The sequence below is a fragment of the Bacillus salipaludis genome (assembly GCF_004358205.1).
Genome location: NZ_SMYO01000005.1, coordinates 213,926 through 238,719, shown reverse-complemented (window position 1 = coordinate 238,719; position 24,794 = coordinate 213,926). Strand labels below are relative to the sequence as shown.

21 protein-coding genes, 1 pseudogene and 1 other annotated feature are annotated in these 24,794 nt (G+C 40.5%); of the genes and pseudogenes, 2 read left to right on the top strand and 20 right to left on the bottom strand.

The annotated features are described in order from the left end of the window. Nucleotides 1-243: 243 nt before the first annotated feature. From mreD to E2K98_RS11725, 10 genes and pseudogenes are all read right to left on the bottom strand, one after another. A complete protein-coding gene (mreD, locus tag E2K98_RS11765) occupies nucleotides 244-762 on the bottom strand; it encodes a rod shape-determining protein MreD (RefSeq protein WP_133334421.1) in 519 nt (172 codons plus the stop codon). Beyond that, nucleotides 759-1,637 (bottom strand): rod shape-determining protein MreC, encoded by an 879-nt coding sequence (mreC, locus tag E2K98_RS11760; protein WP_133334420.1) that lies wholly within the window; start codon nucleotides 1,635-1,637, stop codon nucleotides 759-761. Before mreC ends, mreD begins: the two co-directional genes overlap by 4 nt. 21 nt (nucleotides 1,638-1,658) lie before the next feature. Further along, a complete protein-coding gene (locus E2K98_RS11755; protein ID WP_133334419.1) occupies nucleotides 1,659-2,681 on the bottom strand; it encodes a rod shape-determining protein in 1,023 nt (340 codons plus the stop codon). A 163-nt stretch (nucleotides 2,682-2,844) separates the two neighbouring features. Then, the gene (gene radC / locus E2K98_RS11750) at nucleotides 2,845-3,516 is read right to left on the bottom strand and encodes a RadC family protein (protein WP_197031363.1); all 672 of its coding nucleotides are present in this window, start codon (nucleotides 3,514-3,516) and stop codon (nucleotides 2,845-2,847) included. Nucleotides 3,517-3,571: 55 nt separating this feature from the next. Next, nucleotides 3,572-4,144 carry a Maf family protein gene (locus E2K98_RS11745; RefSeq protein ID WP_133334418.1) on the bottom strand — a complete coding sequence of 191 codons (573 nt, stop codon included), beginning with the start codon at nucleotides 4,142-4,144 and terminating at the stop codon, nucleotides 3,572-3,574. Between the two features lie 227 nt (nucleotides 4,145-4,371). Further along, complete coding sequence (locus E2K98_RS11740) at nucleotides 4,372-5,448, bottom strand: SPOR domain-containing protein (RefSeq protein ID WP_133334417.1); 1,077 nt, start codon at nucleotides 5,446-5,448, stop codon at nucleotides 4,372-4,374. Between the two features lie 167 nt (nucleotides 5,449-5,615). Then, nucleotides 5,616-6,107, bottom strand: a complete 492-nt coding sequence (locus E2K98_RS32235) for a prepilin peptidase (RefSeq protein ID WP_328591975.1) — start codon at nucleotides 6,105-6,107, stop codon at nucleotides 5,616-5,618. A 3-nt stretch (nucleotides 6,108-6,110) separates the two neighbouring features. Further along, nucleotides 6,111-6,419: pseudogene (locus tag E2K98_RS32230) on the bottom strand (prepilin peptidase); the annotation flags it as partial. A 620-nt stretch (nucleotides 6,420-7,039) separates the two neighbouring features. Further along, the gene (locus tag E2K98_RS11730; RefSeq protein ID WP_133334415.1) at nucleotides 7,040-8,350 is read right to left on the bottom strand and encodes a bifunctional folylpolyglutamate synthase/dihydrofolate synthase; all 1,311 of its coding nucleotides are present in this window, start codon (nucleotides 8,348-8,350) and stop codon (nucleotides 7,040-7,042) included. Between the two features lie 251 nt (nucleotides 8,351-8,601). Further along, on the bottom strand, nucleotides 8,602-11,247 hold the full coding sequence (locus tag E2K98_RS11725; RefSeq protein WP_133334414.1) for a valine--tRNA ligase: 2,646 nt from the start codon (nucleotides 11,245-11,247) through the stop codon (nucleotides 8,602-8,604). A 64-nt stretch (nucleotides 11,248-11,311) separates the two neighbouring features. Continuing rightward, nucleotides 11,312-11,541 (bottom strand) — a binding site (T-box leader). Nucleotides 11,542-11,729: 188 nt separating this feature from the next. Between E2K98_RS11725 and E2K98_RS11720 the strand changes: the two genes are divergently transcribed. Continuing rightward, nucleotides 11,730-11,924 (top strand): hypothetical protein, encoded by a 195-nt coding sequence (locus E2K98_RS11720; RefSeq protein ID WP_133334413.1) that lies wholly within the window; start codon nucleotides 11,730-11,732, stop codon nucleotides 11,922-11,924. 19 nt (nucleotides 11,925-11,943) lie between these two features. Here the strand turns inward: E2K98_RS11720 and ysxE are convergent, their stop codons facing one another. From ysxE to hemA, 8 genes are all read right to left on the bottom strand, one after another. Further along, nucleotides 11,944-12,981 (bottom strand): spore coat protein YsxE, encoded by a 1,038-nt coding sequence (ysxE, locus tag E2K98_RS11715; protein ID WP_133334412.1) that lies wholly within the window; start codon nucleotides 12,979-12,981, stop codon nucleotides 11,944-11,946. Nucleotides 12,982-13,058: 77 nt separating this feature from the next. Then, nucleotides 13,059-14,141 carry a stage VI sporulation protein D gene (gene spoVID / locus E2K98_RS11710; protein ID WP_133334411.1) on the bottom strand — a complete coding sequence of 361 codons (1,083 nt, stop codon included), beginning with the start codon at nucleotides 14,139-14,141 and terminating at the stop codon, nucleotides 13,059-13,061. Nucleotides 14,142-14,562: 421 nt separating this feature from the next. Beyond that, a complete protein-coding gene (gene hemL / locus E2K98_RS11705; RefSeq protein ID WP_133334410.1) occupies nucleotides 14,563-15,852 on the bottom strand; it encodes a glutamate-1-semialdehyde 2,1-aminomutase in 1,290 nt (429 codons plus the stop codon). Nucleotides 15,853-15,874: 22 nt separating this feature from the next. Continuing rightward, nucleotides 15,875-16,855, bottom strand: coding sequence for a porphobilinogen synthase (gene hemB, locus E2K98_RS11700; RefSeq protein WP_133334409.1), 981 nt, complete (start codon nucleotides 16,853-16,855; stop codon nucleotides 15,875-15,877). Beyond that, complete coding sequence (locus E2K98_RS11695) at nucleotides 16,856-17,632, bottom strand: uroporphyrinogen-III synthase (RefSeq protein ID WP_133334408.1); 777 nt, start codon at nucleotides 17,630-17,632, stop codon at nucleotides 16,856-16,858. It abuts the gene before it with no gap. Then, entirely contained in the window at nucleotides 17,629-18,564 is a 936-nt protein-coding gene (gene hemC, locus E2K98_RS11690; protein ID WP_133334407.1) for a hydroxymethylbilane synthase, read from the bottom strand. The genes E2K98_RS11695 and hemC overlap by 4 nt, the downstream gene beginning before the upstream one ends. Nucleotides 18,565-18,578: 14 nt before the next feature. Next, nucleotides 18,579-19,412 (bottom strand): cytochrome c biogenesis protein CcsA, encoded by an 834-nt coding sequence (ccsA, locus tag E2K98_RS11685; RefSeq protein WP_026572279.1) that lies wholly within the window; start codon nucleotides 19,410-19,412, stop codon nucleotides 18,579-18,581. A gap of 11 nt (nucleotides 19,413-19,423) precedes the next feature. Then, a complete protein-coding gene (gene hemA / locus E2K98_RS11680) occupies nucleotides 19,424-20,767 on the bottom strand; it encodes a glutamyl-tRNA reductase (protein ID WP_133334406.1) in 1,344 nt (447 codons plus the stop codon). A 214-nt stretch (nucleotides 20,768-20,981) separates the two neighbouring features. Between hemA and E2K98_RS11675 the strand changes: the two genes are divergently transcribed. Continuing rightward, nucleotides 20,982-21,470 carry a LiaI-LiaF-like domain-containing protein gene (locus E2K98_RS11675; protein WP_133334405.1) on the top strand — a complete coding sequence of 163 codons (489 nt, stop codon included), beginning with the start codon at nucleotides 20,982-20,984 and terminating at the stop codon, nucleotides 21,468-21,470. Between the two features lie 97 nt (nucleotides 21,471-21,567). On the opposite strand, the gene yihA is transcribed toward E2K98_RS11675, so the two are convergent. Then, the gene (yihA, locus tag E2K98_RS11670; protein WP_133334404.1) at nucleotides 21,568-22,152 is read right to left on the bottom strand and encodes a ribosome biogenesis GTP-binding protein YihA/YsxC; all 585 of its coding nucleotides are present in this window, start codon (nucleotides 22,150-22,152) and stop codon (nucleotides 21,568-21,570) included. Next, nucleotides 22,149-24,476, bottom strand: a complete 2,328-nt coding sequence (gene lon / locus E2K98_RS11665; RefSeq protein WP_133334403.1) for an endopeptidase La — start codon at nucleotides 24,474-24,476, stop codon at nucleotides 22,149-22,151. Before lon ends, yihA begins: the two co-directional genes overlap by 4 nt. Nucleotides 24,477-24,794: the final 318 nt, after the last annotated feature.

The window sequence follows — 24,794 nt, the reverse complement described above, 5'->3', positions numbered from 1 at the left end:
GCTGCGCCGTCGATCAAACACAATCCCCAAAGGATTTAAAGAAAACTCGCCGACTGGCGAGCCCGTAAGGGCGAAGACAGAGGCGTAGTTGCACTTATGCGCAGGAAGAAAGTATTAACTTAGAATAAGTTTATACTTTCTTACCAGCCAAAAAATGCATGAAAATCATGCATTTAAATGAGTCAGAGTACACGCACTATATAAATTCGACACGCCCAGTCTATTCTCCTCTTTTTTAATTCATTATTCGTCCCGTAATACTTGAGAATATTTTTCAAAATATTTTTTGAAGGGATAGCCGGCCAGAAGTAAAAAGATTGCATTAAAAAGTAGAGTTGGGTAAATACGCATTTCGACAAAGCTCATAAAACTAAGCTGTGTCACATGAATTAAGGAATCCATTTCGTACACACCAATCTCTAATAGCCCAATTCCGAAAAGAGAAACGATAAATGCAACAATAATATTGTTTTGCAATACATGCATAATTTTTGCAACGATATAGGCTACAAACGGATAAAGAAAAAGGTTAATTCCAAGGATTTCCGTATAAACAATATCAAATAGCAGCCCAAAAACAGCACCGTAAATAATGCCGTACTTTCTGCCGCCATAAATAGTCAGAAAAAGAACGGCAGAAAATAAAAAATGCGGAACCCACATTTTACGGGGTCCAAAAATATCTGCAGGAACTAATTGCACAAAAAGACTTTCTAATAAAAATAAAAACAAAAATAAAAGAGGAAGAAGGAATTTTTTCACAATCCCAACCCCTTACTATCAACCAGTCCTACATCAGGCGAAGTCATCGTTCTCGTGATAACCAAAACATTTTGAATGTCATAAAAATCCGCGCCAGGTTTTACTAATGCTGTTTGATTCAGACCATATTGGTCCGGTTTCACTTCCACTACCTTCCCAATTGGCAAATCTTTTGGGAACACACCGCCAAGACCTGAGGTGACAACGGTTTGTCCTTTCTTAATTTTCGCTCCTGATGGGATGGTTTTTACTTGTAGTAATTTCTTCTCGCTGTCGAAGCCTTCAACAAATCCAAACGAATTTTTTTGCCCTTGAACGACAGCTGATATCCGGTTTTTCGGATCCATTGCACTTAATAATTGAACAGTCGAACTAAATTGATTGACATTTTTTACTTTTCCAATTAGTCCATTCGCGGTAACAACCGCCATATTTTGCTTGATTCCATTAATTTTACCTTTGTCGATGATAATCATTTCATGCCAGCGATCAGGGTTTCTGCCAATAACGGTAGCTGGCAGCGGTTTAAAATCTCTCAGAGTCTTTTTCTCACCAAGAACGTTTCGTAAATCTGCGTTGTCTTTTTTCAAATCTTGAACCTGGGATTCAAGACTGACAATCTGTTCGACACGTGATTTTAATTCCTTATTTTCTTGATATGTATTTTCTAAATCCTTGAGATTTTCAAAAAAGCCTGCAACAACATACGCAGGCTTTGAAACCAGGGATTGAACCCAGCCGACCGAGTCTTTAACAAACTGCTCCGGCCAGGTAAGTTTACTCCTCTCCCTCATAGAAAACCCAATCAATGCCACGAGAATAATAATGCTGAGAAGCAAAACAATCAGTCGTTTATTCAAAAAGAACTGTGGCATGATTTATACACCTCTATTTTTCTAGCGTGAGTCTTTCGCTTTATTTTTAAATATGTGAATTTGATCTAATGCTTTACCTGTTCCGATAGCCACACAGTCAAGCGGGTTTTCAGCGATAAGAACCGGCATTTTAGTTTCTTCACTAATCACCTTGTCCAAGTTTCTGAGAAGGGCTCCACCGCCTGTTAACACAATGCCGCGATCCATAATATCTGCCGCAAGTTCCGGCGGAGTTTTTTCAAGCGTATTTTTCACCGCGTCAACGATGGCATATACGGTGTCTTTTAAGGCAACCGCAATTTCTTTAGCTGTAATTTCAATGGTTTTTGGAAGTCCAGTTAATAAGTCACGGCCGCGGATTTCCATATTTTCAATTCCATCCAAATCACCTGCAGAACCAATTTCCATTTTGATTGTTTCAGCAGTACGATCCCCAATCATTAAATTGTAATTCTTACGAATAAACGAAATAATCGATTCGTCCATATCATTCCCGGCAATGCGGATGGATTGGCTTGTTACGATACCACCTAAAGAAATGATGGCAACTTCAGTCGTTCCGCCGCCAATATCCACTACCATGCTTCCTGTTGGTTCCCAGACCGGGAGATTTGCCCCAATCGCAGCTGCAAACGGCTCTTCAATCGTATAGGCATCTTTCGCACCAGCTTGACGTGTTGCATCAATTACTGCTCTTTCTTCAACCGCAGTAATTCCCGATGGTACACAAACCATGACATATGGCTTACCTGCAAAAACACCCTTGTTCTTCTGTGCCTGGCTGATATAATGCTTCATCATTTTGGCAGTCGTTTCAAAATCGGCGATGACGCCGTCCTTCATTGGCCTTAGGGCAACAACATTTCCTGGTGTACGGCCAATCATATTTTTTGCGTCATTTCCGACAGCGATAATCGATTTTGTATCGGTTTGTAAAGCCACTACAGATGGCTCACGTAATACAATTCCTTTTCCTTTTACAAATACAAGTGTATTTGCTGTGCCTAAATCAATTCCTAGGTCTCTTGAACCAATTCCAAACATACGTTGTATCTCCCTTTCTGATACGAAAATGCAATTAATCTTAAAGGTAATGTCTTTACCATTTAATCGAACTTTATTGTTTGTAAAAAAAACGTAAAATTCCAAAACAGTCCTAAAAAATCATAACTAATATTATAGCCTAGAGTCAAATAAAAACCTATTGTTATAAATAACCTTTTTCCTTGAGTGAGACAAATTTGTTTTCACCAATGATCAGATGATCAAGGACCTCGATTCCAATCATTTTTCCACACTCAACTAAACGCTTCGTCACCTCAATATCCTCACGGCTCGGAGACGGATCTCCAGAGGGGTGGTTATGCAAAGCGATAATAGAAGCCGCCGAACGTTTTAATGCCTCACGGAATACTTCCCTAGGATGTACAATCGATGCATTCAAACTGCCAATAAAAATGGTTTGTTTATGAAGCACCTGATTTTTCGTATTTAAATACAGACAGACAAAGTGCTCCTGTGACAAAAAGCGCATGTCATTCATGACAAAATTGGCCCCGTCCTCCGGAGAGCGAATGACATAGCGGTCATTGTAATTTAGATTGGCAATCCTTCTGCCAATTTCAACAGCAGCAAGAATTTGAATCGCCTTTGCTGAACCAATCCCTTTAATTTCAGTAATTTCTTCCAAGGTGGCCGATTTCAGCAAACGTAATCCTTCAAAATGGGTTAAGAGGCGATTCGATAATTGCAGGACGGATTCATCCTTTGTACCAGTCCTTAGTAAAATGGCAATGAGCTCATGATTGGACAAGCTTTGTGGACCATGTTGAATAAAACGTTCTCTTGGACGTTCATCCTGTGGGAAATCCCGAATCATTAATGAATTAGTGGACACTATTTTTCCTCCCTTTTCATTGGGAGTTAATGAACACTTAATACGGCAATGGATAGCCTAGCCTTTTTAATTCCCGAACCGTTCGTGCAACTGGCAGGCCGACAACCGCAAAATAATCTCCATTTATTTTTTTGACAAGCATGCTCCCTAGTCCTTGGATGCCATATGCACCTGCTTTATCAAGCGGTTCCCCACTTTGCGCATAAAAGTTAATTTCCTCATCCGTTAACTCCCAAAACCAAACTTCCGTTTTTTCATAAAACTGGGTTGAGCTTTTTGAAGAAATAATGGCAACACCTGTGTATACTTCATGCTGTGTTCCTGAAAGTTTCCTTAACATACTGATAGCTTCTGCTTCATTCGCTGGCTTTCCTAAGATTTGGCCATTCGCAACCACGATGGTATCAGCCCCAATCACAAAAGCGTCGGGGTTCTCTTGAAAAATGACCCGGGCTTTGCGGCTGGCAAGCTCCACTACGACTTCTTCTGGTGAAAGATGTGGTTCAAAGCTTTCATCAACATCGCTACTTGAAATTGCGAAAGATAGGCGGAGGTTTTCTAGAAGTTCTTTTCGCCGTGGAGAAGAAGAGGCTAAAATGAGGTTCTGCATTTCATCACCTTACCTTTTTGCTTTTTTCATCATAGGGAGATACAAATCAATCGTATCAGATTATGCCTGAGCAAACAATTTATATATCGTTAAAATTTGAAGAAAATTGTCAAATTATACAATTAAATTTATGTTCATGATGAAAAGCCTGTCCATTTTTGAACAGGCTTTTTTGCAGATTCATTTCCCGGAAAATAGCGATTTGTGTTTCAGATGTCGAAATTTGATTACAGCGAATAATATAAGGAAAGAAAATTTAGTAGATTTTGTTGAGCTTCTACAAGATTATTCTGATCTTTGTTTTTTTGATAGTTCGCTACTTTTTCGGCAGCTATAGCCAGAAAATTTTGCAGGCTTTTTACCTTTGTATTTTTCAGTGCCGTACTATCTGTTTTCGCGATTAATGCGGATACGGTTTTAAACGATTCCTCAGGAATACTTTCTGATAATAGGGCAACTGCTGTTACTTCAGTAAGGTCCTGGTAGACGGCACCTACTGTGTCGAGGAATGTTTTATCAGCGGCATTTACTCCATTGATATCCTTTTGATCAACTGAGAGTGATTTAGCCCATACATCCGTTATTCCAGCATCTTTATATTTACTCCCAAGCTTTTTAGCATCATCAATCGTACTTGCCACTCCTAAAAATAAATACTGTTTGCCGTCAATTTCAACTGACTGTGCAGGTACTTCTTTTTCCGCTAATTGAACGGCAGTTGCTTGGGCCCCCTCCTTTGAAGAAAAAACACCGCCCTGAATAACAAAGGTGGTAATGGGCTTTACTGAAGCTGTTGCACCTGTTGCTGCAGGTGTTTCGGCTTTTTGGCCACCTTGCTCTTCTGTTAGGACTTGCTCAGTTGCTGGCTTATTGCTATGTTCAGTAAGGACAAGTTTAAGCATAAGAAAACCAAAACCGGTGCCAAGGATGATAGCGAATACGGCTGAAATAATGATGGATTGGAATCCCTTTCCATCTTTATTTTTGGTGTTGGTAGTAAAGGATGCAATCTTAGGTAATGTACTATTCTTATTTTTTTGGTGGTGAACAATTTTATATTCTTGGATTTCATGCTCTTCGGTTTCAGGGATAATCCAATCGAAACTTTCATCCATCGACTCTTGGGCAGCAGCTGTTTCCAAAAAAACATCCTTTTCTTTCTGATTAGATTCTACATCTATTACTTCAGGCTGTAGCTGCCTTGTTTCTATTTTCTCCTCTTCTTTTATTTCTTCCTGAAACGTATGTGGTTCACCATTTAATTTAATTGTAATAGTACGGCCATTTTTATCGGGCTTGTCCACTATTTGTACACCTCTCTCTACCAAACTGCTAATTTGTTCCATCCTATCATATTGACAAAAAAAAATAACAAGACTTTTGTCGTCTTGTTATCGTAGACTTTCGTCAAATTTTTTATTTATGTTCTGTTTTTACCAAACATGAAATTGATTGCCATTTTGAATACTCCTTACATCATGGATCGATACCAATAAAAAATTTGATTGCCAAAAAAATAAGCTGCTAATGCACCTAGAGCAATAAAAGGTCCAAAAGGTATAGGTTTTCCTTTTTTCACCTTTCCGATTAGCATTCCAATAAGACCACAAAACGCTCCAAAAAACGTTGCTAGGAAGAAGGAAATCAATACAAGCTTGACCCCCATCACGAAACCAATTACGCCGTATAACTTAATATCACCGCCACCCATACCGCCTTTACTCAAGACTGCAATAATAAAAAGCAAAGTAAACCCGACTAGTGCCCCTAAAATTGAGTCCCACCACGGTAAAAGCGGAAAAAACCCTCTCTCTAGAAAAAAAAGAGCAGAGAATACGAGGAGAACTTTATCAGGAATTATCATATAGTTAATATCTGAAACAGAAATAATAACCAATAATGAGATAAGGGTCCATGCAACGATTAACCCATATGACCAGCCCATTATAATTGGTGCACACATAAAAAGAATTCCTGTTATCATTTCAATAATTGGATAAAAGAGAGAAATGGACGCCTTACAACGCCGACATTTCCCGTTTAATACTACATATGAGAATACTGGAATTAAATCTATCGTGGATAAAGTATGATTACAATTTGGACAATGTGACCTTGGTTTTATGATTGATTGATTTATTGGAATCCGTAGACCGACTACGTTATAGAAGGAGCCAAGACATAAACCTAAGAAGAAAATATATGAATATATAAATATTTCCACTATCAATTTACTCCCCTCTCTTATATCTATTTTAGCTGGACACGCAGGCATTCTGGTAAAATAAGAAATATGAAACCTGCATCGGAATTACTCCCGAAGCCATTAGAAAAAAGCTTAATTTTTTCAGTCTAAGGATACTTGCCAAAGAAAACCCTTGAGTCTTAATACTACTTTTTGACTATGGAACAGTTTGACTTCCTTGTGCACTTTGCCCTTGGGTTTCCACAATACACTTTGAGCATGTTTTACACTAAAATATATATTTTGTGGTTTAATCAATAATTCCCACTCCACAAAGCTAAAAAATAATTACCACAACGATATTACCCTTTCCATTGTTTTTACCAGTTTCTTTTGGACTGTTTTAAATTTAAATTTTTGAATCTTATTTTGGTTATTCTTTTTTTATTATATCAAATTACCTATTATATCAATATACAAAAAATACAAAAAGAACCCTATTTTGGGTTCTTTTTGTATTTTTTTCATTTTATCAGCACGGTTCCTCTTATCATATATTGCCCGGCGTAAAATGCGATTCAAATTATCAAAATTAACGCATTATCTTACGGAGCTCTGCTGCAGTTGCAACCTCGATTAAAGCCGCTTTGATGGCCATAAACATTTTGAACAACTTGATTTAAGGCGAAATTATTTTATTAAATCAAAATCTACATATTTTTAAAATACTTGCATAATAAAATTTTTGCTTCTGAAATAAAGTAAAGTGAACCTGTTACTAATAACAATCCATCGAATGGCATAGCTTGAATTGCTTCGTTTAAATACTCCTGCCAATTCTCTACAATTTCCTTATTTTGCGAATTACTTTTCTCATATAAATCTTGGGCAGTTGCTGCACGCGGATAATCAAATGAAACGAAAGAAATTTTATCTGCCACTTGATCAAGCTGTTCAATCATCTTATCAAATTTTTTATCTTTTAATGCAGCAAAGACAATGTGTATGTTACGATCCGAATAACGGTTTGTTAACTCGTTAACAAGCGTGGCAATTCCTTCATCATTATGTGCACCATCAATGATGACAAGAGGCTTTTCTGAAAGTATTTCAAACCTTCCTGGCCAGTAAGCCTTTTTTAATCCCTCTCTAATGGACAGCTCTGTAATTGAAATCAATCCCTTTTGATTTAAATATTGAGCGGATGTAATAGCCAGAGCGGCATTTTCGGTTTGGTGTTTGCCAATCATACTGATTTCAATTTCCTCCAATGAATGTAAGGCATTTTTCATTGAAAAGATTTCACCTTTCGAAACCGACCGATGACCGCTGATTGTAAATTCCTCACCGAGACGATAAATCGGCGCATCCTTTTGCTTCGTCTGCTCTTCAATCACATTTAATGCCCCAGGATGTTTGACTGCAGTAAAAATAGGTGTTTGATTTTTTATAATTCCCGCCTTTTCAAAAGCGATTTCCTCATAAGTATCCCCTAAAATACTGGTATGATCGAGTCCAATATTCGTTATAATCGAAGCAATCGGCAAGATGACATTTGTAGAATCAAAACGACCGCCAAGCCCTACTTCATAAATGGCAATATCTACAGGATTTATTTCAGCAAAATAATAAAAAGACATGGCCGTAATCACTTCAAATTCTGTCGGACCGCCAAGTTCTGTTTCCTCTAACTGATCAGCAAGCGGGCGAATAATATTGGCAAGCTGCAATAATTCATCATCATCGATTGGTATTCCATTAATGCTAATCCGTTCATTAAACTGCTCAATATAAGGAGATGTAAATGTTCCGACTTTGTATCCCTGTTCTTGGAGCATAGAACGCAAAAAGGTGACTGTTGAGCCTTTACCATTCGTTCCGCCAATATGAATCGCTTTTATTTTATTTTCTGGATGCCCAAGTCTTTCCATCATCCATTCCATTCTTTTTAAACCAGGTTTGATCCCAAGTCTTAGCCTTGCATGGATCCAGTCAAGGGCTTCTTGATAGGTTGCAAACATTTTTGACACCCCGTTTTTTTTATGTAGGTTGTGTTAAAAGACAATGTTGATTTTGAACAGCGTTGATTGGAGCGGAAGGCACGAAGACTCCTGTGGGAGTACGGGACAGGGGAGACCCCGCAGGAGCGAAGCGACGAGGAGGCTCCCCGAACCGCCCGCGGAAAGCGAAGTGCCTGGAGCGGAAATCAACAACCAAGTTTAACAGAGCCTTTATGTAAAAGACGAATCCAATGACGGATTCGTCTTATTTATTATAATCCTTTTAGTTCATTTAATCTCGCTTCGACAACTGCTCTCTTTTCAAGATAATCCTGTTCTTTTGCCTTTTCTTCGGCAATGACATTTTCAGGAGCCTTTTTGATAAAGCCTTCATTGCTTAATTTCTTTTGAACTCGTTCTACTTCTTTTGTGAACTTATCGAATTCTTTTTGTAGACGTGCAATTTCTTCCTCAAGATTGATTAAGCCTTCAAGCGGGAGAATGATTTCTAAACCAGTAACAACAGCAGTCATCGCTTTATCCGGTGTTTCAATCGCAATACCCATTTGAAGCTCTTCAGGATTACAGAAACGTTCAATATAAGCACGATTTTTATCAAGCGCTTTAAGAACAGATTCGTCTTTTGCTTTTACAAGCATTTTAATCTTTTTGCTCATTGGGGTATTAACCTCTGCACGGATATTCCGTACAGAACGAATCATTTCTACTAACATTTTCATTTCTTGTGCTGCTTCTTCGTCTGTAAACGAAGGGTTTACCTCAGGCCACTGAGCAGTTGTAATCGATTCGCCACTGTGAGGAAGGTTTTGCCAAATTTCTTCCGTGATAAATGGCATAAACGGATGAAGTAAACGCATTGTGTTATCCAGAACATATGCAAGAATAGAACGTGTTGTTTTCTTCGCCGCTTCATCTTCTCCATATAGAGGCAGCTTTGCCATCTCAATATACCAATCACAGAAGTCATCCCAAATGAAATTGTAAAGGGCACGGCCGACTTCACCAAATTCATAGCGGGCAGAAAGTCTTGTTACTGTTTCAATCGTTTCATTTAATCTTGTTAAAATCCACTTGTCAGCAACTGATTTTTCTCCGCTAAAATCGATTTCCTCAAACTTAAGACCGTCCATGTTCATTAAGGCAAAGCGGGAGGCATTCCAAATTTTATTGGCAAAGTTCCATGTTGCTTCAACCTTTTCAGTGCTGTAACGTAAGTCCTGGCCAGGTGAGCTGCCAGTGGATAAGAAGTAACGGAGTGAGTCAGCGCCGTATTGATCGATGACATCCATTGGGTCTACACCGTTTCCTAAAGACTTACTCATCTTGCGTCCTTGTGCATCACGAACAAGTCCGTGAATTAAAACATCTTTGAAAGGACGTTCGCCTGTGAATTCAATGCTTTGGAAGATCATTCTTGATACCCAGAAGAAGATAATATCATAGCCAGTTACTAGTACATCAGTAGGGAAGTAACGTTTGAAATCAGCTGCTTCTTTGTCAGGCCAGCCCATAGTTGAGAACGGCCATAATGCTGAACTGAACCATGTATCTAATACATCAGTGTCCTGTTCCCAATTCTCGATATCTGCCGGCGGCTCATGGTCTACGTAAACCTCACCTGTTTCCTTGTGATACCAAGCAGGAATACGGTGACCCCACCATAGCTGTCTGGAGATACACCAGTCACGAATGTTTTCCATCCAGTTCATATACGTTTTTTCAAAACGGTCTGGAACAAAGTTTACTTTGTTTTCCTTGCTCTGAAGGGCAATTGCCTCATCCGCAAGTGGCTGCATTTTTACAAACCATTGAGTGGACAGATATGGCTCAACAACCGCACCGCTCCGCTCGGAATGTCCAACCGAATGAAGATGGTCTTCAATTTTGAAAAGAACGCCCAGTTCTTGAAGATCCTTAACAATTTGCTTACGGCATTCAAAACGGTCTTGGCCTTGATACTTGCCTGCATTGGCATTCATCGAGCCATCTTCGTTCATAACGAGAATTCTTTCTAAATTATGACGGTTGCCAATCTCAAAGTCGTTTGGATCATGTGCAGGTGTAATTTTTACAGCCCCTGAACCGAATTCCATATCCACATAGTCATCACCGACGATTGGGATTTCGCGTCCGGTGATTGGCAGGATAACAGTTTTACCAATTAAATGCTTGTAACGGTCATCTTCGGGATGAACAGCAACTGCTGTATCCCCGAGCATGGTTTCTGGACGAGTTGTTGCAATTTCAATATGTCCGGATCCATCGGCTAGTGGATATCTCATATGATAAAACGCGCCTTGAACATCCTTATAAATAACTTCAATATCGGAAAGAGCCGTTTTTGTGGACGGGTCCCAGTTGATAATGTATTCACCGCGATAAATTAAGCCTTTTTTATAAAGCGTAACGAAAACTTCACGAACCGCAGCGGATAAACCTTCATCAAGAGTAAAACGCTCGCGGCTATAATCCAGCCCTAGTCCTAACTTCGACCACTGCTGACGGATATGAGAAGCATATTCTTCCTTCCACTTCCAAGTTTCCTCGACAAATGCTTCACGGCCTAAATCATAACGGCTTTTGCCTTCTTCACGGAGTTTCGCTTCAACCTTTGCTTGTGTAGCGATACCGGCGTGATCCATTCCAGGAAGCCAAAGAACATCGTAGCCTTGCATCCGTTTCATCCGGGTAAGGATATCTTGAAGGGTTGTATCCCACGCATGACCTAAATGAAGTTTTCCTGTTACGTTTGGCGGAGGAATGACAATCGTATATGGTTGTTTCTCTTTATCATCTTTCGCCTCAAAAAATTTGCCTTTCAGCCACCAATCATAACGACCTTGTTCAATCGATTGCGGATCGTATTTGGTCGGCATTGTAATTTCTTTTGTTTCCATCTAAATTTGCCTCCTTTGTTTCTTACAAAAACTGTACCGAAAAATAAAAAAACTCCATTCGTCATAAAAGGACGAATGGAGTTGCTTCGCGGTACCACCTTTTTTCCAATCAAACTACGATTGGCTCTTCATCGGATAACGGATTTCATCCGTCTTCTACTAATGGGATATAGATCCTTTCGCAGAAGAAGCTCAAGGGCGACCTTCCAATGTTCTACTTAGAAAATCTTTCAGCAAATGATTTCCCTCTCTAAAAGCAGATTGCAATGTACTCTTCCCTGTCAGTGCTTAGCTAATTAAATTATATTGTTATACTACCCAAAATAGGGTGTTGACGTCAATAATGATTGCCTATTTTTTTAAATTTTATACTAAGTAGACCTTTTTAAGGTATTAGACAGATTTTAGTATTTTTTTGGGGAATTTGAACGGGGTCAAGAATATACATAAAGAAAGTCAGTTAAAAAGGGAGGACTCTTTCGGTGCGAAGGAGAAAATTCAACAAATTTGCCCACCATCCCTGGTTTCGAGCCTGCCGCAGAATCGCCGCGCAATTTATTGTTCCGTTTATTATTTTTCAATTTATCCGTACACTGTTTTTACCGACAGTCTTTGATGTTTTGTTATTATCATTTTTTATCGTTGTCGGCCTTTCACTTATGTTTGAAATTATTTAAAGGAGCCTTGGTAGCAAGATTATTGCTGCTGGGCTCCTTCTTTTGCTAGCTGCTGCTGTTTATCCATTTCGAACATACTTGTCACTACATATTCCGAGTTTTTCAAATGCCAATAACGGCGCTGCAGCTGCCGGACAAACTTTAATTCATTTTTTGCATCCTGCCTGCGATAATAACCTTCCACACCCTGGATCATTGGGACCGGATAAGCTAAATAGCTGTAAAAAAGTAATTTTTCATCCTGTTTAAAAGGAAAATATTTAAAATAATGCTGGACCAATTCAATAGCATCATTATTCCGTTTTGGCATGGTTTCTAAGGATCTTGATAGGTATGGCAGCATGTCATGGATGGGTGACCCATACCGGGCATTTTCAAAATTAATAAAATGGCCGTATCCTCTGTCATCATATAGAAAATGCTCTGATGATAATTTTCCATGGATTATGACCATCCTGGCTTTCTCTGAGTCTTTCGTTTCTTCATACCAATCTTCAAATCGCTCCTTTGAAAAACGCAGTGCCATACTAATTTCGTTGTAATACAGGCAATACAATAATTCAAACGGCGACATATAGGTCTTATTTTCGCATTCTTCAATGAAGCCTTCTAGAAATTCCTGATGTTTTTCCAACTGCTGAATGGTCTTTTCGTAATGCTCGGTTCGTTCTTCCTTGCTCACATCGATTTCTTTTGCCGATAGTGTATGAAGCCTGGCCAGTTCACGGAATAATTGCTGATTTCGGTGAACACGGTCTTCCTTAAGCTCGTTTGACATCCACGGCATCAAATAATACAGCTCATTATTATGGAGGACTGCATACCGGCCATCCATGGTTGGATAAATAGGAACGATGCGGTTATAGCCTTTTTGGTATAAAAGATGGACATGGCGGATAAAATCCGTTCCTGTTGTAGGAGTGATTTTTTTGAGGGCAAAGGTTCCTTTGTTGGAATAGACCTTCAGGACACTGCCGAAATCCTCTACAAAATAAGGCTTAATCTGATAATTTTCAAGAATGGGAGAAAGCCGTTCAAGCCAATTGGAGTCATTCATATTACTCAACTCTCTTTGTTTTTCGGATTTTACAACAAGGTGAGCGGGTTTAAAACCCGCTCATCTGTTAGATATTTCTAATATTTTTTTGCAAATCCAACCGGTATATATAATACCTGCCCTTCGTATACATCCTGACTTAGTTCAAGGTTGTTAACACGAAGAAGATTTTGTACGGTCACATCATAACGATCCGCAAGGTTTTCGATTGTTTCTCCTTTTTGAACAATACAAACCTTTAGTTTTGCTTGTTCTGCACCATCCTCCTTTCGTGCAAAAAATTCGGTTAACGTCATGCTTTTCTTTTTGGCAGGCTTTTTCTTCTTTGCTTGCTTTGGAGCCTGTTCAGAGGATGAAGAACTTTCTTCGATCATGTTTACATCCTCTTCGTAATGAACATTTTCCGTTTGAACTTCCGTAATTTCTTCGACCACTTCAAATGGATGGTTCCCTTCGCTGCGTGATTCTTGGAAGCTCCAGGAAGGCTGGTATTGCTCTACAGGCTCATAGTCCTGTGCTTGGTAGGAAAAATTCGGGAACTGCGGAAATGCTTCTGGTTTCTCTTCCTCTTCACGAGGCTTTCTTGCTTCTGCTTCGAATAGGAAGGATTCCGCATATGGATTTGCCTGTACTGGCTGCTGGTATAATTCCTCTTCGTTTTCATCTTGAGCACGATGGAGAACTTCCAACTCAGGCTGTTCTTCTTCAATTTGCGGCTCGAGCTGTTCTTCATTGCCATATAAGCCGCTAATCGTCAGCTCAGCTGATAGTTTTAGACAACTGCGCTCCGGAAGGGAATAATCAAAGGATTCGACCAGGACGTCAATATCGTAGATGCTTTGAATCCGATTATTCGGGATAGTAATGTCCACTGGAAAGCGGTGCGCAAATTGGCAGACGCCTTCGTCCTGTTCATCTACCCTTTCAACATATTTCTGACTAGCAGCTTGAAATTGTTCATTTGCATCACTTTCTTGGAAACTCTTATATTCGCCGGTTAATTCCAACGAACCACGAATGATTACGTATTGATCATTTTCCTGGATGGTAATATCCGGGTCTAGGGAAATCGATACAAGTTCTTCGACTTCCTGTCCCTTTCTAAACCACAAAGATTCCTCCAAGGAAAAACGTAGGCTCGATTGATTCTCCTGAGACAAAGCGACTCCTCCTTTCGTTTCCTTCACGTAAAATCACTATGTCACTTACACTCTATGAGGGATGATAAATAAATATGATAAAAAAGCGATTATAGTACGCAAAACTTCGTCAATGTCTTTTTCTATTCGTCTTTCTTAATAGCTGTTTTTATAGGATTGTTGTTTTTTTAATAGGTTTTGATAAGGAAATATGTTTAGAAAGAGGTTGATTAGAGCGGAAGGTGCGAGACTCCTGCGGGAGCAGCGGGACAGGTGAGACCCCACAGGAGCAAAGCGACGAGGAGGCTCACCGCCCGCCCCGCGGAAAGCGAGCAACCTGGAGTGGAAATCAACCATTCTTGCTCATTAGCACCAAAGTTTACGAAATCAGCCCCTATAATAAGAAAACACCCACCAAAAGGTGAGTGTCCTAGACAAAAGATTATTTTCTAAGCTTTGAAAAAGCATTTTCTGCAGCTTGGATGGTTTTTTCAATATCTTCATCCGAATGCTCGGTGGATAGGAATAGTCCTTCAAATTGGGAAGGCGGTACGAAGATCCCTTGATCCGCCATTTGACGGAAATATTCCGCAAAGAACTCGAGATTCGATGTTTTCGCTGTTTCATAATTGATAACATCTTCATTCGTAAAGAAGAAACCAATCATGGAACCTGCGCGGTTAAACGTAATTGGAATATCGTATTTTTCCGCAGCGGCTTTAAAGCCTTTTTCAAGCAGGTCACCTTTACGGATAAACTCTTCATAGTGCTCCGGCGTTAACTGGCTTAATGTTTCATAACCGGCAGTCATGGCTAGCGGATTTCCAGACAATGTTCCAGCCTGATAAATCGAACCGCTTGGTGCGATTCTCTCCATGATCTCCGCTTTACCACCGTATGCACCAACAGGAAGTCCGCCGCCGATTACTTTACCAAGAGTCGTTAAGTCAGGAGTAATGTTAAAGTAACCTTGTGCACAATTATAGCCCACCCGGAAACCTGTCATAACCTCATCAAAAATCAACAATGCTCCGTATTGCGTAGTGATTTCACGAAGACCTTCTAAAAATCCTGGCTGTGGCGGCACAAGACCCATATTACCTGCAACTGGTTCAACAATCACACAAGCAATATCCTCGCCAAATTGCTCAAATGCATAGCGCACGCCTTCAAGGTCATTGTACTGAACCGTTACCGTATTTTTCGCAATACCCTCAGGCACCCCTGGGCTGTCAGGCAAACCAAGAGTCGCCACACCGGAACCGGCTTTAATCAGCAATGAATCGCCATGCCCGTGGTAACAGCCTTCAAATTTTAGAATCTTGTCCCGGCCGGTATATCCGCGAGCTAAGCGTAAAGCACTCATCGTTGCTTCCGTTCCTGAGTTAACCATACGGATGATTTCAATCGAAGGAACACGTTCTTTTACAAGCTGGGCTAATTGGTTTTCCAAAACTGTCGGTGCGCCAAAGCTTGTACCCATTTCTGCTTGTTTTTTCAAAGACTCAACCACTTGGTCGTTTGAGTGGCCAAGAATAAGCGGTCCCCATGATAACACATAATCAATGTACTCATTTCCATCAATATCATAAACTTTTGACCCTTTGCCTCGCTCCATAAAAATCGGATCCATATTGACCGATTTAAAAGCGCGCACAGGGCTGTTTACACCGCCAGGCATGAGCGTTTGGGCTTCTTTAAAGGCTTCAATTGATTTGGTATACGAACGCATTGCAATCCCTCATTTCCCGTGATTATTCTTCTTCTTTTAACCAGCGAATTGCGTCTTTTGCTGCATAAGTGATAATTAGGTCAGCTCCTGCACGCTTCATGCCGTATAACATTTCAAGAACAGTCTTTTTCTCGTCGATCCAGCCGTTTAATGCTGCAGCTTTAATCATCGAATACTCACCGCTGACGTTGTAAACAACCACTGGAAGATTGAAGTTATTTTTAATATCACGAACGATATCAAGGTATGGCATACCTGGTTTTACAATTAAGAAATCGGCACCTTCAGCAACATCCGATTCTGCTTCTCTAAACGCTTCCATACGGTTCGCCGGATCCATTTGATACGTTTTACGATCACCAAATTGTGGCGCACCTTCTGCTGCCTCACGGAAAGGTCCGTAAAATGCAGATGCGTATTTAACGGCATAGGACATGATTGGGATTTCTGTGAATCCTGCTTCATCTAGTCCGACACGGATAGCCGCCACAAACCCATCCATCATATTGGAAGGAGCAATAATGTCCGCTCCGGCCTTCGCTTGGGCTACCGCTGTTTTTACCAGTAAGTCCAGCGACTGGTCATTCAGAATTTTTTCCCCTTCGACCACACCACAGTGACCGTGACTGGTGTATTCGCACAAGCATGTATCTGCAACAACAAGTACATCAGGGTATTTTTCTTTAATAAAACGAGTTGCTTCTTGAACAATCCCATGATCATGGAATGCTTGTGTACCGCACTCATCTTTTTCAGCTGGAATTCCAAATAATAGAACCGCTTTAATACCATGTGCAACGATATCTTCCATTTCCGCTTGAAGATTGTCCATTGAAACTTGGAATACTCCCGGCATCGAAGAAACCTCTTTGCGAATGTTTTCCCCTTCATAAATAAACAGTGGATAAATGAAGTCTTCTGCCTTTAAGTGATTCTCTCTCACAAGTGCACGCATGCTCGCACTTGAACGCAGGCGGCGGTGACGTGAAAATTGTAAATCCATTTATAATTCCTCCCTCTCAATATAAGCAATCGTACTTTTTATCATTTCCTTAACCGTATATTCCTCCGGAGAGACATGAACCGGCAATCCATACGAAAGTAATTTTTGCTTGGTTATAGGGCCTATACAGCCGATTATGCAGCCCGTTAATTTACCTCTCAATTCTAAGTCATTAATGACACCCATAAAATTGTCCACGGTTGAAGGACTGGTAAACAATAAAATATCCATTTGTTTTTCAGTAAGCATACTCGCTAACTTCATTCGGTTCTCTTCAGGCATAAATGTTTCGTAAATGACCACTTCATCCACTATTGCACCCGCAATACGTAATGAAGCAGCAATATAATCTCTGGCCAAATTTCCTTTAGGAATTAGAACCCTCAAACTAGGACGAACAATCGGTAAAAATTCTTCCACAAATGTCTCAGCAACAAATGCGGAGGGTACAAATTCAGCCTGCAGTCCCTTCGCTGCCAATCCCTCTGCGGTTTTTTTGCCAATCACGGCGATTTTCGGCAGTCTTTGCTGTCCAGGTAAAAACGAGAAGAATGTTTCCACCGTCACATTGCTCGTAAAAATAATCCAGTCATATGTATCAAGAGCCTTCAAGCAGGCTTGAAGGCGTTGATTGCTTTCAATCGGCCGAAAGGCAATCAGAGGAATTTCAACGGGGATCCCTCCATAGGTTTCGACGAGCTGCGAAAAGGATTTTGCTTGATTTTCACCCCTTGGAACAAGGACCTTTTTTTCAAGCAAAGGGGAAGGCTTAATCATTTCCCCTCAAGCTCCCGCTTCACCCGGTCAATCAAGTCTTTTGCCCCTTTTTGAATTAAAAGGTCAGCTGCTTGAACCCCTAAATCTTCCGGATTATTCCCGCGAAGCTCTTCTTTATATACTTCTCTTCCTTCAGGGGATGCGACTAAAACCTTCAGGGCAATTTCATCGTTATCTTCAACCGTTGCAAAGCCGGCAATCGGCACCTGGCAGCCGCCCTCCATTTTTTGCAAGAAAGCACGCTCAGCGCGGACAGCAAGCTCTGTTTTTTTGCAGGTGAATTTCTCAAATAATTCGAGAAGCTCATGGTCATCTTCACGGCATTCAATCGATAAGGCACCCTGACCAACAGCCGGGATACATAGATCCGCATCTAAAAATTCCGTAACCGTCTCACTTGCCCAACCAAGACGGGATAGACCAGCTGCCGCTAGAATGATTGCATCATATTCTTCTTCCTTCAGCTTGCTTAATCTTGTATCGACATTGCCGCGAATCCATTTAATTTCTAAATCAGGGCGCTGAACTAATAGCTGGGCACTGCGTCTTAAACTGCTAGTCCCAATAATCGCACCCGGTTTTAAATCATTTAACTTAATATGGTCTCTGGAAATAAGCGCATCACGGTGGTCCTCACGGAAAGGAATGCAGCCAATCGTAAGTCCCTCCGGCAGCACAGCAGGCATATCTTTCATACTGTGGACGGCCATATCAATCTCTTTGTTTAGCATGGCTTGCTCAATTTCTTTAACAAATAACCCTTTTCCGCCAACCTTTGAAAGGGTTACGTCCTGGATTTTATCACCCTTGGTCACGATTTCTTTTACTTCAAATTCAAAGGGTGCACCAAGTTTTTTTAGCTGATTAATGACCCAATTGGTTTGAGTTAATGCTAATTTGCTTCGTCTGGAACCTACGATAATTTTTCTCATGATTGCCTCCTAGTTTACGAGTACCACAAATGAAATGATGATAATCGACCAAATAAGAAAAAGTTAATTAATACGATTAAAAAGGATGCGACATTCCATAAGGCTAAATTTTTCCCATGGATGTTTTTTACAGTCCGTAAATATAAAAAGATGCTATAGGCTGTTAGCAATAAAAACGACCCGATGATCTTCATATCATACCAATCCATCCCGGGAAGCTTGAGAAACGCCCACTGCAGCCCTAAAATTAAGCCTAGCAAAAGCATTGGCACACCAATAATCGCAGTTATGTATGACAGTCTCTCCAGTTTTTCCAAATCTGCAAGCCTTAATAATCGCTTGCCCCATTTCTTTCGTTTCAATAAATCATATTGAAGCAAATATAACAGGGAGAAAACGAAGGATAATGAAAAAGCTCCGTAAGAAAGTATGGCCATCGTGATATGAATCAGCAGCAATTCGGAAACCAGCCGATTTGCCATCACATGCGAATGGTATTGCATCGGGGCAAAGGTATGAATCGCCATGACAATAAAGCCAAGGATATTGGTAAAAAAGACGATAAAATCAATCCGCAAGAAACGATTGATCCCAAGTGATAGTGTGACTAATACCCAGGCATAAAAATAAAGCCCCTCAAAAATGGTGAGTACAGGGAACCTTCCTGTTTTAACCATATAGAAAAACAAAAAGACGGTTTGCAAAATCCATACAAACGCAAGTAACCAGAAGGCAATACGATTTGCCTTCCGGTTATGGTGAATGAAGTCGAAAAAATATAACAACACACTGAAGGCATATAGAACAACGGTAAGTTCGTGCAGCCTTGTCATTAAGACACTAAACATCGAACGGCCCCTTAGACTTCAAAGGCAGCCTGCACTTTAGAAACGGGTAAAGGTTTTGATTCAGCTGCTTTCAATTGTTGTTCCTTTGCAAGCTCTTCAATATTAAATATTTGTTTAAATAACGCCATCGCCTGTTCCGCATCTGGTCTTGCAGACAATTCTTTCGCTGATAAAATTGGATCTTTTAGAAGCTGATTAATAATGCTCTTTGTATGCTTATTTAATACTTTTATGTCTCGGTCTGATAAGTTTGGAAGCTTTCGTTCCAAGCTAACCATTGTTTCGGCCTGAATCGCAAGGGCTTTTTCTCTAAGTGCTGAAATGACCGGTACGACACCAAGCGTGCCAAGCCATTGCTTGAATTCAACGATTTCCTTTTCAATCATCAGCATGATCTTCTCAGCAGCTCTCTTGCGCTCTTGCAGGTTCGCTTCCACAATGCCTTCTAGGTCATCAATATCGTAAAGGAAGACATTTTCAAGCTCAGCAATTTGCGGATCTAGATCACGCGGCACGGCAATATCGACCATAAATAAGGGCTTGCCCTTCCGCGCTTTTACAACCTTTGCCATCATTGGCTTTGTGATGACAAAATCCTTTGCTCCTGTTGAGCTGATTAAAATATCTGCTTCTACAAGCGCTTTTTGAAGCTCTTCATGTCCTCTTGCCTCACCGCCAAAGCGTGTGGCAAGCTCTTGTGCTTTTTCAAATGTACGGTTGATTACCGTTACTTTTTTAACCCCATTGCCATGTAAGTTTTGAGCAGCTAATTCGCCCATTTTTCCCGCACCAAAAATTAAAACGTGCTTACCAGATAATGAACCGAAGATTTTCTTCGCCAATTCAACCGCAGCATAGCTGACAGATACGGCATTTGCCCCGATATCCGTTTCAGAATGCCCCCGTTTTGCCACCGTTACCGCTTGTTTAAATAGGTGGTTGAACACAGTGCCGGTAATATTTTCTTCTTGTGCAAGCATAAAGCTTGTTCGTACCTGTCCAAGAATCTGCGTCTCCCCTAAAACCATGGAATTTAATCCGCATGTTACATTGAACAGATGCTCCACTGCACCATCTTCTTCATACACAAATAAATACGGAGAAAACTCCGCTTGGTCAAGTCCAAACCATTCTGACAGAAATTCCTTTATATAATAGCGGCCTGTATGTAATTGATCGACAACCGCATAAATTTCCGTACGATTACATGTAGAAAGAATAATGTTTTCCAGGATGCTTTTCTTTGCGTTTAATTTTTTCATGGCATCCACAAGATCGGATTGATTAAATGTCAACCGCTCACGGATTTCTACAGGGGCAGTTTTATAGTTTACACCGATCACTAATATATGCATTGATTAAGACACCCCCCGTAAGATTGCAAATTTAACTAGTATGATTATACCATGGATAATTTGTTTATTTACCCGAAAAATGTGAACAGAAAATGAAACTATATGATATGATTATGAATTGATAAGGATTCTATTTCGACAAATTCCTTCCTTATGTACAGTATCAAAAAAACGAACGATATTCAAGTGAACCTTTCTGGAAGTGGTGGTTTAGATGAAAAATCAACGAATTTTTCCTGGAATTATTCTGCTCGGCTTTGGAGCTTATTTTTTACTACAGCAATCACATATCACTCTTTTTAAACAATTTTATACGTGGCCAACCTTGCTTCTTATTGTTGGCGCAGCTTTCCTTGGTCAAGGCTATGCCGCTAAGGACCATGAGGGAATTCTTCCCGGGGTGATTATGTTTGGTTTTGGGTTGCATTTTCATCTTGTCGGACAGGTATCTTTTTGGCCTCAGAACACGATTGGAATGCTAATGCTGATTATTTCATTAGGGTTTTTTCTTCGTTTTCAAAAAGTGAATACAGGTTTATTTCAAGCCTTCTTATTTCTAATTTTAGCTGTTTTGCTGCTGTTTTATGATAAAATTGATGGATATTTTGGCTTTCTGCAAAACGGTTTGTCCGTTGTTTGGAAATATTGGCCCGTCCTCTTAATTATTGTTGGTATTTATTTTATACTGAAACGCAAAAAATAAACGCCCGGGATCGATCCCGGGCGTTTATTTTGTCTAGCTGCAGCGCCCCAAGCCCCTCTAGGTTGCTTCGGGGCTGAACGAGGCGTTTTCGCTTTTCTTATTTCATATAGCTTTGCAGCAGCGACCAGACCTGATCTTTCCCTAAACCAGTTTCTGATGAAAAAAGAACAATATGGTCATTCGGGTCTAGATCCAAGGTTTCACGGGTTACCTTTAAATGCTTTTGCCATTTCCCTTTTGGGATTTTATCCGCCTTCGTGGCGATAATGATACAGGGGATTTCGTAATGCTTTAAAAAATCATACATCATGATATCGTCCTGTGTCGGCGGATGTCTTAAGTCAACAATTAAGACAACGGCTTTTAGCTGTTCCCGCGAAGTTAAGTATGTTTCAATCATTTTCCCCCAGGCAGCACGCTCCGTTTTTGAAACCTTAGCATAGCCATAACCAGGAACATCAACAAAATGGAGCACTTCATTTATGATAAAAAAGTTTAAGGTTTGTGTTTTTCCCGGCTTGGAAGAAATCCTTGCTAAAGCTTTTCGACCTAACATTCGATTAATAAAAGATGATTTTCCTACATTGGAACGCCCCGCTAAGGCGAATTCCGGTATATCTGTTTCAGGATATTGCTCTGGCTTTACAGCGCTGATGACAATATCTGCACTTATTACTTTCATTTTACGACTCCTTCAAGCAGAGCATGTTTTAATACCTCATCTACATGCGATACAAGCACAAACTCAATTTCATTTCGAATACTTTCTGGGATATCCTCAATATCCTTTTCATTATCCTTCGGGAGAATGACCTTTGTTAATCCGGCTCTGTGAGCACTTAAGGTTTTTTCTTTCAATCCGCCAATTGGAAGAACGCGACCTCTTAACGTGATTTCTCCCGTCATTCCGACTTCACGACGGATTGGTCTTCCGGATAATGCTGAGACAAGCGCCGTGGCAATGGTGATCCCTGCAGATGGCCCGTCTTTCGGAACGGCACCTTCCGGAACATGAATATGGATATCATATTTTTCATGGAAATCTTCCTCGATGCCAAGTTCCTTCGACTTCGAACGAACATAACTGAATGCCGCCTGGGCCGACTCCTTCATGACATCACCGAGTTTACCTGTTAAAACTAGCTTGCCTTTACCCGGCGCCAGTGAAACTTCAATTTGCAGCGTATCCCCGCCAACGGTTGTGTACGCTAATCCGGTTGCAACCCCCACCTGATCCTTTGCTTCTGCCTGACCATAACGGAATCTTGGCTTGCCTAAAAATTCCTCGATGTTTTTTTCGGTAATAATGACTCGTTTTTTCTCACCGGAAACAACGATTTTAGCCGTTTTCCGGCAAAGGGTCGCCATTTGCCGTTCAAGACTCCGAACCCCTGCTTCACGTGTATAATAACGGACAACCTTTAAAATTGCATCATCACGAACCTGAAGAATTCCCTTGGAAAGTCCATTTTCTTTAATTTGTTTTGGTAACAAGTGATCTCTTGTAATATGAACTTTTTCAATTTCGGTATAACCTGCAATTGTAATAATTTCCATTCTGTCTAACAACGGCCCCGGAATAGTAGACAAATTATTGGCCGTGGCAATAAACATGACCTTTGATAAATCATACGTCTCTTCAATATAATGGTCGCTGAAATTATGGTTTTGCTCCGGGTCAAGCACCTCCAGCATGGCTGCAGAAGGATCACCGCGGAAATCACTGGACATCTTATCGATCTCATCCAGTAAAAAGACTGGGTTAATCGTGCCCGCCTTTTTCATTCCTTGAATAATTCTTCCCGGCATAGCCCCGACATAGGTTCTTCTGTGGCCGCGGATTTCCGATTCATCTCGGACACCGCCAAGAGAAATCCGGACAAAATTACGATTAAGCGAGGTCGCAATCGATTTTGCCAGACTTGTTTTCCCTACCCCTGGAGGCCCAGCTAAACAAAGAATGGGCCCTTTTAACGAATTGGTCAGCTTTTGAACAGCTAAATATTCAAGTACCCGCTCTTTCACCTTTTCAAGACCATAGTGATCTTCATTTAAGATTCGCTCCGCACGATTGATATCAATATCATCGTCCGTTTTCTTTGACCATGGAATCGAAATTAACCATTCAATATAATTGCGGATCACAGCACTTTCAGCAGAGCTTGATGGAACTTTTTCGTAACGATCCAATTCTTTCAATGCTGTTTGTTTTACATGGTCCGGCATTCCAGCCTTTTCAATCTTTTCAGTAAGATCAGCGACCTCCCCGGTTTTACCTTCCTTATCACCTAATTCTTTTTGAATCGCCTTCATCTGTTCACGCAAATAATATTCCTTTTGCGTTCTTTCCATTGAGCGCTTTACTCGCTGGCCGATTTTCTTTTCAAGATTAAGGACTTCTTTTTCATTATGGATGGTATCAATGACGAGGCCCATTCGTTCTTTTACGTCAATCGTTTCAAGAATCGTCTGCTTATCCTTAAGTTTAATCGGTAAATGGGAGGCAATGATATCTGCCATCCTTCCGGGTTCTTCAATATCGGTAACTGATGCAAAAGTTTCAGCAGAGATTTTTTTCGATAGTTTTATGTATTGCTCGAAATAATCAAGCATCGTTCTCATCAGGGCTTGATCTTCCACATCTTTTGTATCCGGGTCATCGTATGTTTGAATGACGACAGAATAATAATCTTCTTCGTCATGAAAGGTTACGATTTCAGCCCTGCTAAGTCCTTCCACCAGCACACGGATGGTCCCATTTGGGAGCTTCAGCATTTGCTTTACTTTTGTCAAAGTCCCAATTTTATATATGTCCTCTTCCAAAGGCTCATCTATTGACACATCTTTTTGGGTTGTTAAAAAAATTAAGTGGTCATCTACCATCGCTTTTTCTAGGGCTTGAACCGATCTTTCCCGTCCTACATCTAAATGAAGGACCATTGTCGGATAAACAAGCAGCCCCCGAAGCGGCAGGAGGGGGACGATTATTTCATTGTTTTTCGCCAAAATACTGCACCTCCAAAAATCAATATTTCCATTAGTGAATTAGAATTCATCTTTGTACAATTCTATCCTATTTGCAAAAAAGTGTCTATTTATAAGAAAAGCGGAAGCGCCTTGGTCAGCCCCGACAAGGCTTTAGGTCCTTCGGTGAAGTCGTTCTTTGACTTCATCGTCAGGTCCGAAGCAACCTCGAGGGGCTAGGCGCTGGAGCTAGACTATAAAAGAAAAGCGTGTTAGATATGATTCTATTTTCCCCAATCATTTCGTTTTCTTCCATGCCAATAAAAAACTTCGGTTTGTTTTTGTTTACAAACCGAAGTT

Excerpts from the sequence above, each read along its gene's own strand:
- ysxE (WP_133334412.1), bottom strand. The coding sequence starts at position 12,981 with ATGAATGACTCCAATTGGCTTGAACGGCTTTCTCCCATTCTTGAAAAT.
- hemC (WP_133334407.1), bottom strand. The coding sequence starts at position 18,564 with ATGAGAAAAATTATCGTAGGTTCCAGACGAAGCAAATTAGCATTAACT.
- hemB (WP_133334409.1), bottom strand. The coding sequence starts at position 16,855 with ATGGATTTACAATTTTCACGTCACCGCCGCCTGCGTTCAAGTGCGAGC.
- ccsA (WP_026572279.1), bottom strand. The coding sequence starts at position 19,412 with ATGTTTAGTGTCTTAATGACAAGGCTGCACGAACTTACCGTTGTTCTA.
- radC (WP_197031363.1), bottom strand. The coding sequence starts at position 3,516 with ATGATTCGGGATTTCCCACAGGATGAACGTCCAAGAGAACGTTTTATT.
- E2K98_RS11675 (WP_133334405.1), top strand. The coding sequence starts at position 20,982 with ATGAAAAATCAACGAATTTTTCCTGGAATTATTCTGCTCGGCTTTGGA.
- yihA (WP_133334404.1), bottom strand. The coding sequence starts at position 22,152 with ATGAAAGTAATAAGTGCAGATATTGTCATCAGCGCTGTAAAGCCAGAG.
- hemA (WP_133334406.1), bottom strand. The coding sequence starts at position 20,767 with ATGCATATATTAGTGATCGGTGTAAACTATAAAACTGCCCCTGTAGAA.
- hemL (WP_133334410.1), bottom strand. The coding sequence starts at position 15,852 with ATGCGTTCGTATACCAAATCAATTGAAGCCTTTAAAGAAGCCCAAACG.
- E2K98_RS11745 (WP_133334418.1), bottom strand. The coding sequence starts at position 4,144 with ATGCAGAACCTCATTTTAGCCTCTTCTTCTCCACGGCGAAAAGAACTT.
- mreC (WP_133334420.1), bottom strand. The coding sequence starts at position 1,637 with ATGCCACAGTTCTTTTTGAATAAACGACTGATTGTTTTGCTTCTCAGC.
- E2K98_RS32235 (WP_328591975.1), bottom strand. The coding sequence starts at position 6,107 with ATGTGTGCACCAATTATAATGGGCTGGTCATATGGGTTAATCGTTGCA.
- E2K98_RS11725 (WP_133334414.1), bottom strand. The coding sequence starts at position 11,247 with ATGGAAACAAAAGAAATTACAATGCCGACCAAATACGATCCGCAATCG.
- E2K98_RS11755 (WP_133334419.1), bottom strand. The coding sequence starts at position 2,681 with ATGTTTGGAATTGGTTCAAGAGACCTAGGAATTGATTTAGGCACAGCA.
- E2K98_RS11730 (WP_133334415.1), bottom strand. The coding sequence starts at position 8,350 with ATGTTTGCAACCTATCAAGAAGCCCTTGACTGGATCCATGCAAGGCTA.
- E2K98_RS11695 (WP_133334408.1), bottom strand. The coding sequence starts at position 17,632 with ATGATTAAGCCTTCCCCTTTGCTTGAAAAAAAGGTCCTTGTTCCAAGG.